Genomic DNA, 14637 nt, shown 5'->3' with positions numbered 1-14637 from the left:
CCGGTCAACCAATGTGCAAGGAACACCGATGAACGTGATTGCCGATTCCGCCGTGGACGCCCCGCTGTCCGCCCGCCTCAAGCAGCAAACCCATGCCATTCACGACAGCCTGGACAGCCGCATCAGCGGCCTGGCGCCGTTTCTTGATCGCCAGCACTACGTGCGCTTTTTGCGCGTGCAGTTGCGCTTTCAGACCGCCACCGCGCTGCTCTATGAAGACGCCACCTTGCAAGCGCGCTTTCAGGGGCTGCTGGAGCGCAGCCGGCTCGACCTGATCGAACAGGACTGCCGCGATCTGGGCGTCAGCGAGGCGGACATCGCCGCCGACCGGGCCGCCGGCGAAGCGGCGGTGATCGGCGAGGGCGTGGCCGCGGTGGGCTGGCTGTACACCAACGAAGGCTCTAACCTGGGAGCGGCGTTTCTGTTTAAACGCGCGCAGCAGGAACTGCAACTCAGTGCCGAATTCGGTGCCCGCCATCTGGCCGGCCATCCGGACGGGCGCGGCCTGCACTGGAAGCGTTTCAAGGCGCAATTGGACGAGCTGGACCTGAACGCCGCCGAGATCGATCAGGCGGTGGCCGGGGCGGTGGCGGCGTTCGCGTTGGTGCGCGCCGCCGTGGAGCAACTGATGGGAGATGTCGCCGAGACATGATGCGGCTGTTGTTGTGGCGCCTGCTGGCGGTGCTGGCACTGGCCACCGGCATGGTGGGCGTGGTGTTGCCCGGCCTGCCGACGGTGGAATTCCTGTTGCTGGCGGCCTGGGCGGCCGGCAAGGGCTGGCCGGCGCTGGAGCGCTGGCTGTTGGCGCACCCGCGCTTCGGCCCACCGATCCGCCAGTGGCGCGAACACGGCGCGGTGCCGCGCCACGCCAAGTGGCTGGCCACCGTGACCATGGCGGTCAGCGCACTATTGATGGCGCTGTCTTCCCTGCTGCTTTGGGCGAAGCTGTTGATCCCAGCGATCATGGTGGCGGTGTTGGTATGGTTATGGCGGCGCCCGGAGCCGCCGGGGCCGGGCGTTCGGCGGACGCTGGACGTTAGGCGCTAGACGCCGGACGCTGGAATCAAAACCCCACGCGGCCGGCTTTGCGGCCTCGCAATTGCCGTTTTCGTGACCTCAGGCTGCCTGAATAGACCGGCTTCAGGCATCCGCTATCGTGGCCCTCGGTTGTCGGCCATCGCCGTGGCGACGGGCCACGAGATCAAGGTACGAGACGATCCACTCAATAGCTGTATTGAAGCTGTACCCAGGCTTTGTCGGTGTCCACCGAGAAACCCTCTTCGCGGTAGCGGGCTGCCTTCACCGTTGCCATCAGGCCTTTGACGCCGGGGATCGGATGGCCGTAGGCGAGGTTGATTTCGCGCCCGTAGCGATCGCCGCCCTGTTCGGCGCGGAAGTCGTGGTACCAGCCTTGTAGTTTGCCGCCCAGCAACGCCAGTGTGCCGCCCAGGTAGGCGTCCTTGATGCCGTCCGCCGGGGTCACCAGAAACTGATCCGCCCAGCCCTGGTAAAGATGCTTGGTGCCCAACGGCGTCTGGAAAGCGCCGTTGGGGCCGTTGCCGCCACCGAGCACTTCATAGCCGGCTTTCACCATCCAGGTGGTGTGTTGATATCCCAGCTCGGCCAGATAGTAATCGCTGTCCAGACGCCAGGGGTTGCCAGCGGCGTCTTTCTGGTTGGCGTATTCCAGGCTGTAGATCAGATCATGGTAAGTGCCGGTCAGACGTATCCCAGCGTTGTTGGTGGACTGGGTCTGATAAGGCGCGGTGGGGCTGAGCGCCAGATCCTGCAAATCGAAATGGTAGTAGTACAAGGTCGCCTTGAGGGCGGCGGAGAACGCATAGGCCAGGTTGATCAGGTGGCTGTCGCTGTCGATGGTGGCGGCGTTGTTGGGGTGTCCGTTATGGCCGTCCGGGCCGAAGACGGTGCTGACCTGATCAATGTAGGCGTAGGTAAGAGTCAGTCGGTCGCTGGGGTTGAGCACCAGGCTGGCGGCGTCGAAGGTCTGCTCGTTCTGCCGCCAGGCGGCGCCACCAATGTAGCGCTGGTTGTCCAGGCCGAACCGTTGCCGGCCCACGGTCACGTTGGCGTATTCACCCTGATAACGCAGCAGGGCCTGGTTGATGGCGGTGCCGTCCGGGTCCGGCACCAGGGCGTAATCACTTTTGCCGTTGCGGCTGTCGTTGTAGCGCTCGGCGCCGAGGCGGGTCACGTTGTCCGCTTCAACAATGGCGGAAAACCCGTACAGCGGCGCGGTGGCGAAACCGACACGGGTGCGCAGGGTTTGGGCGTGGGCGTTGTCGAGACGGTTGTCCTGGTCGACGAATTCGTAGCGATAGCGCAGATCAAGAATCGGCGTGCCGTCGCTGAATGCCGAAGCAAGCGTGTTCGAAGGCGCGGCCTGGGCCGCGAACGGCACGGCAAGGGCCGCGCCCAGCATAATGGGCGTAACAAAGCGCATAGCAAAATCCCCAAGGGGCGATGACCGGAGAGGGCCGGCCATCGCGGTGGTCGGCGGACGCTGGATGCTGGACGCTAGACGTTGGACGCTCAACCTTGGCTCCGAAGGCTGCGGAGTGTTTTCTGTAACGCCCTGGCAGAAAACACACCAAACCTTCCAGCAGCGGGTTAAGCGTCTGGCGTCCAGCGTCTAGCGTCCAGCCTTCCCTCAATACTGTTTGTAGGGCAGGAATTTCCCGGTCATCAGAACCTTCACCCGATCGCCTTTCGGGTCCGGCTGGCGCTGAATGTCCAGGTCGAAGTCGATGGCGCTCATGATGCCATCGCCAAATTCCTCATGGATCAGTTCCTTGATGGCGCCGCCGTAAACGTGCACCACTTCGTAGAGCCGGTAGATCAGCGGGTCCTTGTGCTGGGTGTCGGAATCGCCGGCTTTGTGCGGCACGATCTGCAGCCAGGCGACCGCTTCGTCGGAGAGTCCGAACAACTCGCCGACGGTTTGTGACTGCTGTTTGCTGAGCGCCATCTGCCCCAGGCAGGCGGCGGTGGTCCACTCCTTGCTCTGGCCGACGGCGTCGGCCACGGAAGACCAGGTCAGGCCCTTGGACACCTTGGCGGCAAGGATCATCTCGGTGACATCGGTACGGTTGGCAATCATGGTTGCATCTCCAGGGTGGTTGAAGGCGGTGCGGTGCGCGGCTGACCCACGCTCAGGGTTGAGATGGCGCGGCCGTCACGGCGCTGCTCCATCAACAGATAATCGGGGTCGTCGGTGACCACGCTCCAGGGTTGGTCGGGGCTGTGTTCGCCGCGCAGCACGATCGGCAGGCGCCGGGTCTTCAGGCGCACCACCGGTGTCCGGTGGCCGTAGCCGGGGTGCTCGATGCCGAGCATGGCGTGGGCGATGGCTTCCGCCTGGCGGGCAATCGGTTCGATAAAACGGCACGGGGCGCCTTCCAGGCTGATGCAATCGCCCAGGGCATAAACGTGTTCGGCGCTGGTGGCCAGGGTACGGGCGTTGACGATGATGCCGCGCTCGAACGCCAGGCCGGCCTGGCGGGCGAGCCGGGATTCGGTGATCAGCCCGGTGGCGGCGACTACTTCGTCCACTTCCAGGTGCTGGCCGCAGCGGGTGTCGATGCGTTTGCCGTTGGCGTCAGCGGACAGGGCGGTGATCTCCACGCCGCCCATGAAGGTGACACCAAGATCGGCAAGGTGGCGGGCCAGCCGTTTGGTGGCCGGCGCGGGTAGCAGGCTTTCCAGCGGTGCCTGCTGGCGATCCACCAGGGTCACGCTGTGCCCGGCCTGGGCCAGATCCTCGGCCAGTTCGCAGCCGATCATGCCGGCGCCGATCACCGCCACTCGACGCGTGGCGCCGTGCAGCGCGGCGCGCAGCCCGGCGAAACCGTGCAGATGATTGATGCGCCAGCAGAGGCTGGCGGGCAGCACCGCCGGCAGAGCCGGGCGGGCCCCGTGGGCCAGCACCAGGGCGCGGTAATTCAGGGTGCCGCGGGTGGTGCGCAGTTGCCGCAGAGCCGGCGACAGGCCCACGGCGAAGGTGTCGCTCAGCAGCCGCACACCCAGGCGCCGGGCGGCGTCGGCACCACTTTCCCGGGCCAGCTGTTCGCTGGCCAGATCGCGGCTGATCGCCACCGACAGCTCCGGCTTGTGGTAGACGTCGCCCTGGCAGGCGGTCACCAGGGTAATCGGAATCTCGCGATCCAGGGCTCGCACTGCCTGGGCGACACTCCAGCCGGCGATGCCGGCGCCCACGATAACGATGCCGTCGCGGCTGGGCGCGCTGGCCGGGGCCGGCGGCGGTGCGGCGGCCGCCGCCGGCGGCTCGTAGAGTTCGAAGTCACTTTTGCCGACACCGCACAGCGGGCATTCCCAATCGTCGGGGATGTCTTCAAAGCGGGTGCCCGGCGGCAGGCCGCCGTCCGGGTCGCCTTGCTCCTCGTCGTAGATCAGGCCGCAAGCCAGGCAAATGTACTGGCGCCAGGCGCGCTGCTGTTCGCTCATTGCGCCCCCTCCCGAGGTTGCGGCCACTGTTCGCGGGACAACTGATCCATTTCCCAACGCAGGTGCTTGATGGCGGGGGTGACGATGCCGACGAATTGGGCTTCGCGCAGGCGTCGCTGGGCGGCGGCGGAAAGCACATAGCCGCGCGCGCCCTGATGCAGCATCGCCGATTGCGCGGCGCGCAGGGCGAACTCCGCGCCCTGGGCGCGCAGATCAAGCACATCGAGCAGATAATCCCGGGAGGTGTCGTAGGGGGTGCGCGCCAGGGTGGCCAGACGTTGCATCATGTCGGCCAGCTCTGCTTGCAACTGCGCCGGGCGGTCGTCGAGGAACTGATTGACGTGGCCAAGCTGGCCTTCCACGTCGATCATCGATTCCAGGGCGCCTTCGGCGACTCCCAGGGCCATGCCCACCTGCAGCAGAATAAAACCGCCGCGAATCCGCGCGATAAAGGGCCGCGCCGGGCTGGCGATGATCCGCTCCGGCGTCACCGGATAATCGTTGAGGCGGATGCCCCAGGTGGAGCTGCCCTCCATGCCGGCGAAGGCGGGGCATTGGCGCAGCTCCACCTGGTCGTCGCAGTCGAGCAGGAACATGATCTCGCCGAGATCGTTGCCCTGGGCATCGCGCACCGCGGCCAGCGCGCCGCAATACTGGCCGGCGCCAATATGGCTGACCCACGGCAGCACACCATTCACCCGGTAGCCATCGCCGTCCGGGTTGGCCACCAATGCCATGCGCTCGATGCCGGAGAGCGCTTTCATCGGGTTGGACAAAGCGGTGCCGCCGAAGCGCAGGCCCTGACTGTGCGCGGCAAGGCGCTCGCCACTGAGCGCGGGGTTTCCGGACTGTTCAAGGTAAAGACCACACACCTGATGGGCCCAGACCAGGAAACCGGTGGTGCCGCAGCGGCGGCTGACTCTTTGCATGGCGGCGATGGCCAGATCAAAGCGCTGGCCGTTGCCGTCCAGATGGGCACCGAGAGCACCGGCCTGGCCAAGTTGGGCCATGATATCCAGTGGATAATAGCCTTCCTGGTCGATGCGATTGGCAAGGCCCGCCAGCGGCCCATCGGCGATTCCGGTGACGGTGTCCAGGAACTGCTCGTCGGCATCGGCGCTGGCCGGGGCGATTGGTTGCGCGCTGTTCATAGGCGTCTCCCTTTGCCGTGGCCGGCGCGGCCGGCCACGGCGTGCGTGTGTCAATCGGCCAGCGCGATCTCGAAGTTGATCGGGTTGCGCATGGTGTTGGCCACCGGCGAAAAGTAGTTGGCCTGCTGCACGATGTCGTCGAGCTGCTCACGGCTGGCGTCGCCTTCCAGCAGCACCCGCACACGGATTTCCTGGAAGCCCATTTGCGAGGGAATGCGCTGCGCGCCGCCGGCGCCCCAGGCGGCCGGGTTGCCGATGTCGCCCTCCAGAAACAGCTCCAGGCGGGACAACTTCACTTCTTTCCAGGTGGCCACCGCGGTGATCCCCACCGCCAGGCAGCCGCCCAACGCGGACAACACGATCTCCCCGGGTGCTGGCGCGGTGTCCTGGCCGAACAGGTGCGGCGGCTCATCCACCACCACCGGCTGGTGTTCGCCGACATAGCTAAGGGTGCGGTATTGGCCTTCGCAAACCGTGTGGACCTTGTTGGTGCCCCGGCTGTTGGGGTTGTTACGGCCTTTCTCCGCGAAGCCGAGCAGGCCGTCGCGATCAATCGGGCGTAGGTAGGTGCTGACGGTTTTGGCGGTGCTTGGGTTGCTCAAGGGACTACTCCTTTTTTTGAGAGAAAAGCGGCGGGGCAGGGAGCTGGTCATTTATCCCGCCGTTCAGGCTTCTGCCAGAGACAGGGCAAGCCTTGTGCCAATATCACGCGGGAAAACAATTTTTAAAAAATAGTCCTTATAAAACAAAATGTTAGAAATAAAAAAATCGCCATGAAGGGTTGATTCCGGCGATTCTGGCGCGCGTAAGGAGACTCGGCCAAAGTCAGCAAAGCCGGACAAAGAATGACAATGTCCATCTTTGTCGATTGATTGTTCATGGCGGGCGGGCGGTGAGTTTCGCCGCCGCTCAAGCGACAGCTCCCTCTGCTTTATATAAAGCATCGATGGTGTTGGGCCCGGCGCCGGCGGGCTTCGCATGGGCGTGGTCAGCCCGGTCGGACAAAGTCCAACAAAGCGGACAATGATTCATTTTGTCGCATTGTCGTGATCGGTAAGGGGCGGGTAGATTCGCTGTATCCCGCCGATTTTTTCCAGGCCGATACGATCGTTTGAATGTTGCTTGCAGGTGTTTGATGGGAAAGGTTTTATTTTTTTTTTCCGCTTTTTGAACGCGGCTGGATGATGACGTCGCAAGAGCACTTTCGCTGCTTTTTTGTGATCTGGCACGGTTTCTGCTGTTGAGTACACATCGACCCGATTGGGCCAGTTGTCAGCGGAGTATCCACACATGGGCGCATCCATCAGCCTCGACGGCATTTCCCATCGCTATAAGCCCGGTGCCAGCACCGTGCTCGAGGGCATCGAGAACCAGATTGGCAGCGGCGAATGCGCGGTGCTGATCGGACGCAGTGGCTGCGGTAAATCCACCCTTCTGCACATGATGGCCGGCCTGTTGCTGCCCAGCGAGGGCTGCGTGCGCATCAATGGCCGCCAAGTGGTCCGCCCCTCGGCGAAGTGGAACATGATGTTCCAGAAGCCCTCTTTGTACCCCTGGATGAACGTGCGCCAGAACGTCGGGCTGGGGCTGGAGTTCGCCGGCACCGGCAAGGCCGAAGTGCGCGACAAAGTGGACCAGCTTCTCGATCTGGTGGGGCTGGCCGACAGCAGCACGGTCAACGTGCAGAGCCTGTCCGGCGGGCAGCAGCAACGGGTGGCGCTGGCGCGTTCGTTGGCCACCCATCCGGATGTGCTGTTGTTGGACGAGCCGTTCTCGGCGCTGGACGCCTTTACCCGGGCCAGCCTTCAGCAGGAAGTCACCGCTATTTGCCGCGCCCGTGGCATCACCCTGGTGACCGTGACCCACGACATCGACGAAGCGATTCTGATGGCCGACCGGGTGCTGATCATGACCCGTAACCCGGGCCGTATCGAAAATGAAATGGCGGTGCCGTTGCCGTGGCCAAGGGACACGGCGTCGTCCTCGTTTCAGGGGCACCGCCGCGCGTTGATGGATCAGTTCGAACAGTCCGACGGCGTGACGCCGCTGCCCGAACCGGAAAGCGACCGGGTGCGTTTTCGCCGGGTCAGCAACGGTTAATCCCTTGAACACACTGAACGCCGCCATTCGGCTACCGATTTCGCGCGCCAGCAACGCCGCGCCTTTGCCCCGTCAGGAGAGCAACCCATGAGCGACCACCGCCACGATGACGATCAGCTGCATACCTGTGAAAGCTGCGACACCGGCTTAAGCCGTCGGGATTTCATGCGCGATATTATCGCCGCCACCGGTGCCGGTATGTTCGCCGCCGGCTCACTGGGCCTTCCCGGCCAGGCGTTCGCCGCCCCGGACGACGAAGTACTGCGCATCGGCTATTTGCCCATCGTCGATGCCGCCGTGCTGTTGGTCGCCCACGCCAAGGGCTTTTTTGAGGAAGAGGGCGTTAAGGCGGAAAAGCCGACGCTGATTCGCGGCTGGTCACCGCTGGTGGAAGGGTTCGCCAGTGGTAAGTTCAACATGGTCCACTTCCTTAAGCCGATCCCGATCTGGATGCGTTACAGCAGTCATTTCCCGGTCAAGATTATGTCCTGGGCGCACGTCAACGGCTCGGCCATCGTGGTGGGCCGGCACACCGGCGCGCAGGAGTTCGCCGACCTGGGCGGCAGCCAGATCGCGGTGCCGTACTGGTACTCGATGCACAACGTGGTGTTGCAGATGGGCCTGCGTCAGGCGGGGCTCACGCCGGTGATCAAAGGGCAGGGCGAGCCCTTGGGCGAGAAGGAAGTGAACCTGCAGATCATGCCGCCGCCGGACATGCCGCCAGCGCTGGCGGCGCGCAAGATCGATGCTTTTATCGTCGCCGAACCGTTCAACGCCGCCGGCGAGATGCTGGCCGGCGGCAAGGTGCTGCGTTTTACCGGCGACATGTGGAAAAACCATCCCTGTTGCGTGGTGTGCATGAACGAGAATCAGGTCAACGCCAACCCGGTGTGGACACAAAAAGTGATGAACGCCCTGGTACGGGCACAGAACTACGCCCAGGCCAACAAAAAGGAAGTGGCTCATCTTTTGTCCAGGGACGGCAAAGGCTATCTGCCCATGAAAGCCGGCGTGGTGGAGCGTGCGATGACGTTCTATAGCGACCAGGACTACGCCTCGCCCGACGCCATCCGCCACCCGCAGTGGGGCAATGGACGGGTCGATTTCCAGGCCTGGCCATACCCTTCCGCCACCCACTTTATCGTTGAACAGATGAAACAGACGCTGGTCAGCGGCGACACCGCTTTTCTCGCCGACCTGGACCCGGCGTTTGTCGCCAAGGATCTGGTCGACGACCGCTTTATCCGTAAATCCCTGGAGGTGTTCCCGGCCTGGAAAAAAGACGCCGGCGTGGACCCGGATGCGCCCTATGTTCGCAAGGAGGTGATCAGCGTATGAAAGCCGCCACCTCCCCGGCCGCCATCGCGGCGCCGCGCCAATCTGGCCCGGGCCTGCTGAACCGCTTGCAACCGGTTACTTATCCGCTGGCCGGCATCGCCGTGATGTTGTTTGTCTGGTGGCTGGGTGGCGAGTACATCGCCAGCAACCCGGACACCATGATCTTCGCCAGCTTCGCCCCCGGGCCGACCTTCGTCGCGTTGTGGAATATGCTCGGCCAGGCATCGCTGTGGGACGCGATTGGCGCCAGCCTCTACCGCATTGGCGCCGGTTTGTTCTGGGGGTGCCTGTTGGGCGTGCCACTGGGCATTCTGGTGGGCTACTTCACCACCGCGCGACAAATGGCCAATGTGCCGTTCCAGTTCCTGCGCATGGTCAGTCCGCTGGCGTGGATGCCGCTGGCGGTGATGATCTTCGACAGTTGGAATGGCGCCATCGTGTTCCTGATTCTGATGGCGTCGTTGTGGCCGATCCTGTTTTCCACCGCCCACGGCGTCAAGCGCATCGACCCGGGTTGGTTCAAGGTGGCGCGCAATCTCGGCGCCAGCGGCCCGCAGATGCTGCGCCGGATTATTCTGCCGGCGGTGATGATGGACATGATGGCGGGCATTCGCCTGGCGGTGGGGGTGGCCTGGGTGGTGCTGGTACCGGCGGAGTATCTGGGTGTCACCAGCGGTTTGGGCTACGCCATTAACGACGCCCGCGACACCCTGGATTATTCGGCGTTGGCGGCGGTGGTGCTGGTGATCGGCGTGATCGGCTACGCCCTGGACGGCCTGTGCGGCATGCTGATGCGGCGTTTCAACTGGCAGCTGGAGGGCTGATGGCCGGCGCCGATCCGCACGCGCTGACCGGTGACACCCAAACCGGTGACGGCGACCTCACGGTACTGCGTGAAGCGGCCCGGCTGATCGGTCGCGCCGAGGCGCCGGAGCTGGCGATCAGCGGTATCCTGCGGTTGCTCTCGCAAATGCTGGGTCTGAACCGGGCGCGGGTAATGTTGCCGCGCATTCAGGATCAGGGGTTGAGCATTCGCTACGCCTACGGCCTCACCGACGAGGAACGCGCCCGCGGTGTTTACGAAGCGGGCGAGGGCATCGCTGGCCGGGTAATGCAAAGCGGGCAGATCGCGGTGGTTCAGGACATCGACGAAGACCCGATGTTTTTGTTTCGCGCCGTCGACCGGCGCACCTTGCCCGATGAAATCGTCGCTTATGTGGCGGTGCCGCTGATGGACGCCGGCGTGCCAATGGGCGTGTTGGCCGCCCACCGGCTTCGACAACGGCCGCGCAAATTCGACCGCGATCTTGCCACCTTGCAGACGGTGGCCGTGTTCATTGTCCAGATCCTTAAATTCAACGCCCTGTTGGAAGAACGCACCGCGACGTTGCGTGACGAGAACCGCCAACTCAAGGACGCGCTCAACAGCGCCCAGCCGGCGCACGGCATTCTGGGCGAGAGCGAGAGCTTGCGCGAGGCCCTGCGCAACGCGCTCAAGGTGGCCAACACGGAGGTCACGGTGCTGCTCACCGGCGAGTCCGGCACCGGCAAAGAGCGCTTCTCCGAATTGCTGCACGATCAGAGTCAGCGCCGCGATGGCCCGTTGCTGGCGATCAACTGCGCCGCGATTCCGGAACAACTGCTGGAATCGGAATTGTTCGGCCATGAAAAAGGCGCCTTTACCGGCGCCACCGCCGTCAAGAAAGGCAAGATCGAAATGGCCGACGGCGGCACCCTGTTTCTCGATGAAATCGGCGACATGAACCCGGATCTGCAGAGCAAGCTGCTGCGGGTATTGGAAAAACGCATGATTCAGCGGGTCGGCGGCCACCGGGACATTCCGGTGGTGGTGCGCATCATCGCCGCCACCCACAAGAACCTGCAGCAGGCGGTCGGCGAAGGGCGCTTCCGGCTCGACTTGTACTATCGGCTCAATGTGTTTCCGATTCATCTGCCGCCGTTGCGCGAACGTCGCGGCGATGTGCGCTTGCTGACCCGCCACTTTCTCTACCGCACCAACCGCGAATACCAGCGTAACGTGGTACTCGGGCCGGGCGTGCTGGAGCGGCTGGAGAGTTACCCCTGGCCGGGCAACATCCGCCAGTTGGAAAACATCATTCGCCGCGCCGTTCTGATGGCCCGGGGACACACCCTGGAGGGCGCCGAACTGGAGGCGATTCTGGCCAGCGAGTCGAGCCAGACGCAGGCGCAGAGCGCGCCGCCGGCCTGGCCCGCCACGACCAGCCCTGCGCCCCCGGCGTTTGCCGGCGAGGCGGAGGGCTTGCGTCCCTATCGCCGGGTTCGTGCACAGGACAGCGCCATGCTGATCCAGGCCCTGCAACAGGCGGGCGGCAACAAATCCCGCGCCGCGCGCAGCCTTGGCATGACACCCCGTCAATATCGCTACCATCTGGATAAGCTGGGCCTGAACCCGCCCTGACCGGGTGGCTGGCTATCGACGCCGTAATCGTCAATGCTGAGTGCTTCGCAATCAGGGGAGCACTCAGGTGGACAGATCGGAGCCATTGGCGTGGGTGATGCAGGCGCCCTTTCTTGAATTGTTGGGGGTGGAAGCGGTTGCCGTGTCACCAGGAGAGGTGACGTCGCGGCTGGCGCTTCGCCGGCAGTTGCAACAGCAAAACGGCTACGTGCATGCCGGCGTGGTGGGCACCATCGCGGATCACACCGCCGGCGCCGCCGCGGCCACGATGATGGCCGACGGCATGATGCCGCTGACCGTGGAATTCAAAGTGAATCTGTTGCGCCCGGCGCTGGGCGCGGCATTGGTGTGCGTGGCGCGGGTGCTCAAAGCGGGCCGGGCGATCACCGTTGCCGAGTCCGAGGTGTTCGCCGAAGACGCCGCCGGGGAGCGCAAGCTGGTGGCCAAAGCCACGGTGACCCTGGCGCTGGTGGCGCGGAGGTAGCCATGGCCGAACTGGAGTTCTGGTTTGATTTCGCCAGCCCGTATTCTTATCTGGCCGCCGAAACGGTGGAAGCCGCCGCCGCGGATACCGGCGTGGCGGTGATCTGGCGACCGTTTCTGTTGGGTCCGATCTTCTCCGAGCAGGGCTGGTCCGATTCCCCGTTCAATCTGTACCCGGCGCGGGGCCGGTATCTGTGGCTGGATCTGAAACGTGAGACTACTCGCCACGGGATTCCCTGGCAGCGACCGGCGCGTTTTCCCTTCAACAGTGCGCTGGCCACCAAAACCGCCAGCTGGGTTGAGCCCGGGCCGGCGTTGAGCCGGTTCTGCCAAGCGGTGTTCCGCGCCGGATTCGCTGAACGGCGTGACCCGGCCACCCGCGCGGTGATCGAAACCTGCCTGCGCCAGGCCGGGCTCGATCACGCCCCGCTTGAGCGGGCGCTGGCCGACGGCGGCGGTGACCGTTGTCGCGACGATGTGGGCGCCGCCCGCGACCGGGGAATCTTCGGCGCGCCCTCGTTCGTGGTGGCGGGGGAGCTGTACTGGGGCAACGAGCGCATGGCCGCCGCGCTGGAACGTGCCTGGGCAGTATCCCGGTAAACCACCCCGATAACCCTCAACGTCTGTGCCAATTGCCGTCAGTTTATTTATCATGGGGCGCTTGCCCGGGCAGGGCGGGGTACCGTGACGCTTCAGGATGGCCGATGATTCAGCGAAGAACAATCAATGTGCACCGGGTGGTGAAGGTTCTGCAGGGGGCCGCGCGGGGTGGCGTGAGCATCCCGGCGCTGCTCGACCAGTGTGGTATTGAGCGGCGTCTTCTTGAACAACCGGACGCGCGCATCGAACGCGATACCTTTATCAAGCTGATGCTGCTGGTGATGGAGCAGACCCAGGACGAGTTTCTGGGCTTCGGCCAGGGGCGCAAATCGAAACCGGGCACGTTTTCGATGATGGCCCACGCGGTGATCAATTGCCCCAATCTGGAAGCGGCGGTGGAGCGGGGCATCCGCTTTTACAGCCTGTTCAACCTGAGCATGGACAGCGATCTGGTCCGTGAGGACGGCCACGCCCGGCTGATCACCCGGGTTGACCCGCGTCTGGATTTTCGCGATGTGATCATCGAGACCATGCTGTTCCTGTCGGTGCGTTTCATGGGCTGGCTGGTGGGCAAGGCGGTGGTGCCGGAAGCGGTGTATCTGGATTACGAACCGGTGCGGGAGGACGACGAGCACCGGTTGATGTTCAACTGCCCCACCCATTACAACAGTGAGCGCAACGAGGTGGTGTTTCCGGCCCATTATCTTGATCTGCCCCTGGTGCAGAACGAACTGTCGTTGTCCAAGTTTCTGCGCGATTCCCTGGCGCAGCTGTTCGACGGCAACGTGCACAATGTCGGCCTGCCGGCACGGATCCGGGCGATCATCTCCAACGATTACGGCAATCACTTCCCGGATTTCACCGAGATCTGCGAAAAGCTGGAGATGACGCCGCAGACCCTGCGGCGCCGGCTTAAAGACGGCAACACCAGTTATCAGGAAATCAAGGACTCAATCCGCAAGGACGCCTCGGTGTATTATTTGTCCAAGGCGGAGCTGAGTATCGATGAGATCGCGCTGTTGATGGGGTTCAGCGAGGCCAGTTCGTTTCATCGGGCGTTCAAGAAATGGACCGGCATGACCCCGGCCACCTACCGACGCGACCAGTTTGGACAACCCCCCGGCCATTCCGGCCAGAACCCTGGAGATATCAATGAGCCCCGCTGACGCCGCCACCGCGCGCCTGTTGGTCACCTGTCCGGACCAGCCGGGCATCATCAGTGCCGTGTCCACGTTTTTGTACAACCACGGCGCCAACATTACCGATTTCGACCAGCATTCCAGCGATCAGCAAGACGGACGCTTTTTCCTGCGTCTGGAATTCCAGACCCCGGATCTGGATTGCAGCCGCGACGCGCTGGAGAGCAATTTCCGCAACCGGGTGGCGCAGCGGTATGGCATGCAGTGGCACATCAGCTACGCGGACGACAGAAAGCGCATGGCGATCCTGGTGTCGCGTCACGATCACGTTTTGATGGATCTGCTGTGGCGGGTGTCCCGGGGCGACATGCCGGCGGTGATTCCCATGGTGATCAGCAATCACGACGATCTGCGTGGCGAGGTCGAGCGTTTCGGCATCCCTTATCACCACATCCCGGTCACCGCGGACACCAAGGCCGAGGCCGAGGCCCGCACGCTGGAGCTGCTGGAAGGGCAGGTGGATCTGATCGTGCTGGCGCGCTACATGCAGATTCTCAGCCCTGAGTTCGTTAGCCGCCACCCGCACCGCATCATCAATATCCACCACTCGTTCCTGCCCGCGTTCGTGGGCGCCAACCCCTACCAGCAGGCCCACGACCGCGGCGTCAAACTGATTGGCGCGACCAGCCATTACGTCACCGAGGACCTGGACCAGGGCCCGATCATCGAACAGAACGTGCAGCGTGTGTCGCACCGGCACTCGGCGGCGGAGCTGCGTGGCCTGGGCCAGGACGTGGAACGCCAGGTAATGCTGCGCGCGGTGCGCTGGCACCTGGAAGACCGGGTGATCGTCGACGGCAACAAGACGGTGGTTTTTGTTAAGTAGCCGCAAGCCACGTTTTCG

General features: G+C 63.9%; 17 protein-coding genes. 10 read left to right on the top strand and 7 right to left on the bottom strand.

Going from position 1 to position 14637, the window contains the following annotated elements:
* Nucleotides 1–28: 28 nt before the first annotated feature.
* Nucleotides 29–652 (top strand): biliverdin-producing heme oxygenase, encoded by a 624-nt coding sequence (locus tag CGS25_RS06810; protein ID WP_101675004.1) that lies wholly within the window; start codon nt 29–31, stop codon nt 650–652.
* Entirely contained in the window at nt 649–1047 is a 399-nt protein-coding gene (locus tag CGS25_RS06805; RefSeq protein WP_198588714.1) for a YbaN family protein, read from the top strand. Before CGS25_RS06810 ends, CGS25_RS06805 begins: the two co-directional genes overlap by 4 nt.
* A gap of 175 nt (nt 1048–1222) precedes the next feature.
* Here CGS25_RS06805 and CGS25_RS06800 read toward each other — a convergent pair whose 3' ends face one another.
* The 7 genes from CGS25_RS06800 to CGS25_RS18960 form a co-directional block, all read right to left on the bottom strand.
* Nucleotides 1223–2461, bottom strand: coding sequence for an alginate export family protein (locus tag CGS25_RS06800; RefSeq protein WP_101675003.1), 1239 nt, complete (start codon nt 2459–2461; stop codon nt 1223–1225).
* A 207-nt stretch (nt 2462–2668) separates the two neighbouring features.
* On the bottom strand, nt 2669–3118 hold the full coding sequence (gene cynS, locus CGS25_RS06795; protein WP_101675002.1) for a cyanase: 450 nt from the start codon (nt 3116–3118) through the stop codon (nt 2669–2671).
* Nucleotides 3115–4482: an FAD-dependent oxidoreductase gene (locus tag CGS25_RS06790; RefSeq protein WP_101675001.1), complete on the bottom strand. Its 1368-nt coding sequence runs from the start codon at nt 4480–4482 to the stop codon at nt 3115–3117. The genes cynS and CGS25_RS06790 overlap by 4 nt, the downstream gene beginning before the upstream one ends.
* Nucleotides 4479–5633 carry an acyl-CoA dehydrogenase family protein gene (locus CGS25_RS06785; protein ID WP_101675000.1) on the bottom strand — a complete coding sequence of 385 codons (1155 nt, stop codon included), beginning with the start codon at nt 5631–5633 and terminating at the stop codon, nt 4479–4481. The genes CGS25_RS06790 and CGS25_RS06785 overlap by 4 nt, the downstream gene beginning before the upstream one ends.
* A gap of 50 nt (nt 5634–5683) precedes the next feature.
* Nucleotides 5684–6235: an OsmC family protein gene (locus CGS25_RS06780; RefSeq protein ID WP_089032471.1), complete on the bottom strand. Its 552-nt coding sequence runs from the start codon at nt 6233–6235 to the stop codon at nt 5684–5686.
* Nucleotides 6236–6298: 63 nt separating this feature from the next.
* Complete coding sequence (locus tag CGS25_RS18965; protein ID WP_198588713.1) at nt 6299–6613, bottom strand: hypothetical protein; 315 nt, start codon at nt 6611–6613, stop codon at nt 6299–6301.
* 48 nt (nt 6614–6661) lie between these two features.
* Nucleotides 6662–6925: a hypothetical protein gene (locus tag CGS25_RS18960; protein ID WP_157933788.1), complete on the bottom strand. Its 264-nt coding sequence runs from the start codon at nt 6923–6925 to the stop codon at nt 6662–6664.
* Between CGS25_RS18960 and CGS25_RS06775 the strand changes: the two genes are divergently transcribed.
* From CGS25_RS06775 to purU, 8 genes are all read left to right on the top strand, one after another.
* Nucleotides 6924–7733 (top strand): ABC transporter ATP-binding protein, encoded by an 810-nt coding sequence (locus CGS25_RS06775; RefSeq protein WP_089032470.1) that lies wholly within the window; start codon nt 6924–6926, stop codon nt 7731–7733. The genes CGS25_RS18960 and CGS25_RS06775 overlap by 2 nt on opposite strands.
* An 87-nt stretch (nt 7734–7820) precedes the next feature.
* Entirely contained in the window at nt 7821–9071 is a 1251-nt protein-coding gene (locus tag CGS25_RS06770) for an ABC transporter substrate-binding protein (RefSeq protein ID WP_101674998.1), read from the top strand.
* The gene (locus CGS25_RS06765; protein ID WP_089032468.1) at nt 9068–9895 is read left to right on the top strand and encodes an ABC transporter permease; all 828 of its coding nucleotides are present in this window, start codon (nt 9068–9070) and stop codon (nt 9893–9895) included. The genes CGS25_RS06770 and CGS25_RS06765 overlap by 4 nt, the downstream gene beginning before the upstream one ends.
* Nucleotides 9895–11511: a sigma-54-dependent Fis family transcriptional regulator gene (locus tag CGS25_RS06760; RefSeq protein ID WP_089032467.1), complete on the top strand. Its 1617-nt coding sequence runs from the start codon at nt 9895–9897 to the stop codon at nt 11509–11511. Before CGS25_RS06765 ends, CGS25_RS06760 begins: the two co-directional genes overlap by 1 nt.
* 67 nt (nt 11512–11578) lie before the next feature.
* Entirely contained in the window at nt 11579–11995 is a 417-nt protein-coding gene (locus CGS25_RS06755; RefSeq protein WP_232802294.1) for a PaaI family thioesterase, read from the top strand.
* Between the two features lie 2 nt (nt 11996–11997).
* Nucleotides 11998–12594, top strand: a complete 597-nt coding sequence (locus CGS25_RS06750; RefSeq protein WP_101674997.1) for a 2-hydroxychromene-2-carboxylate isomerase — start codon at nt 11998–12000, stop codon at nt 12592–12594.
* Between the two features lie 104 nt (nt 12595–12698).
* Nucleotides 12699–13760, top strand: coding sequence for an AraC family transcriptional regulator (locus tag CGS25_RS06745; RefSeq protein ID WP_101674996.1), 1062 nt, complete (start codon nt 12699–12701; stop codon nt 13758–13760).
* Nucleotides 13747–14619, top strand: a complete 873-nt coding sequence (gene purU / locus CGS25_RS06740) for a formyltetrahydrofolate deformylase (RefSeq protein ID WP_101674995.1) — start codon at nt 13747–13749, stop codon at nt 14617–14619. The genes CGS25_RS06745 and purU overlap by 14 nt, the downstream gene beginning before the upstream one ends.
* The last annotated feature ends 18 nt before the right edge of the window (nt 14620–14637 follow it).

It is taken from the genome of Alloalcanivorax mobilis (assembly GCF_002864685.1).
Taxonomy (GTDB): Bacteria; Pseudomonadota; Gammaproteobacteria; order Pseudomonadales; family Alcanivoracaceae; genus Alloalcanivorax; species Alloalcanivorax mobilis.
This window is presented reverse-complemented; position numbering and strand designations above follow the sequence as displayed.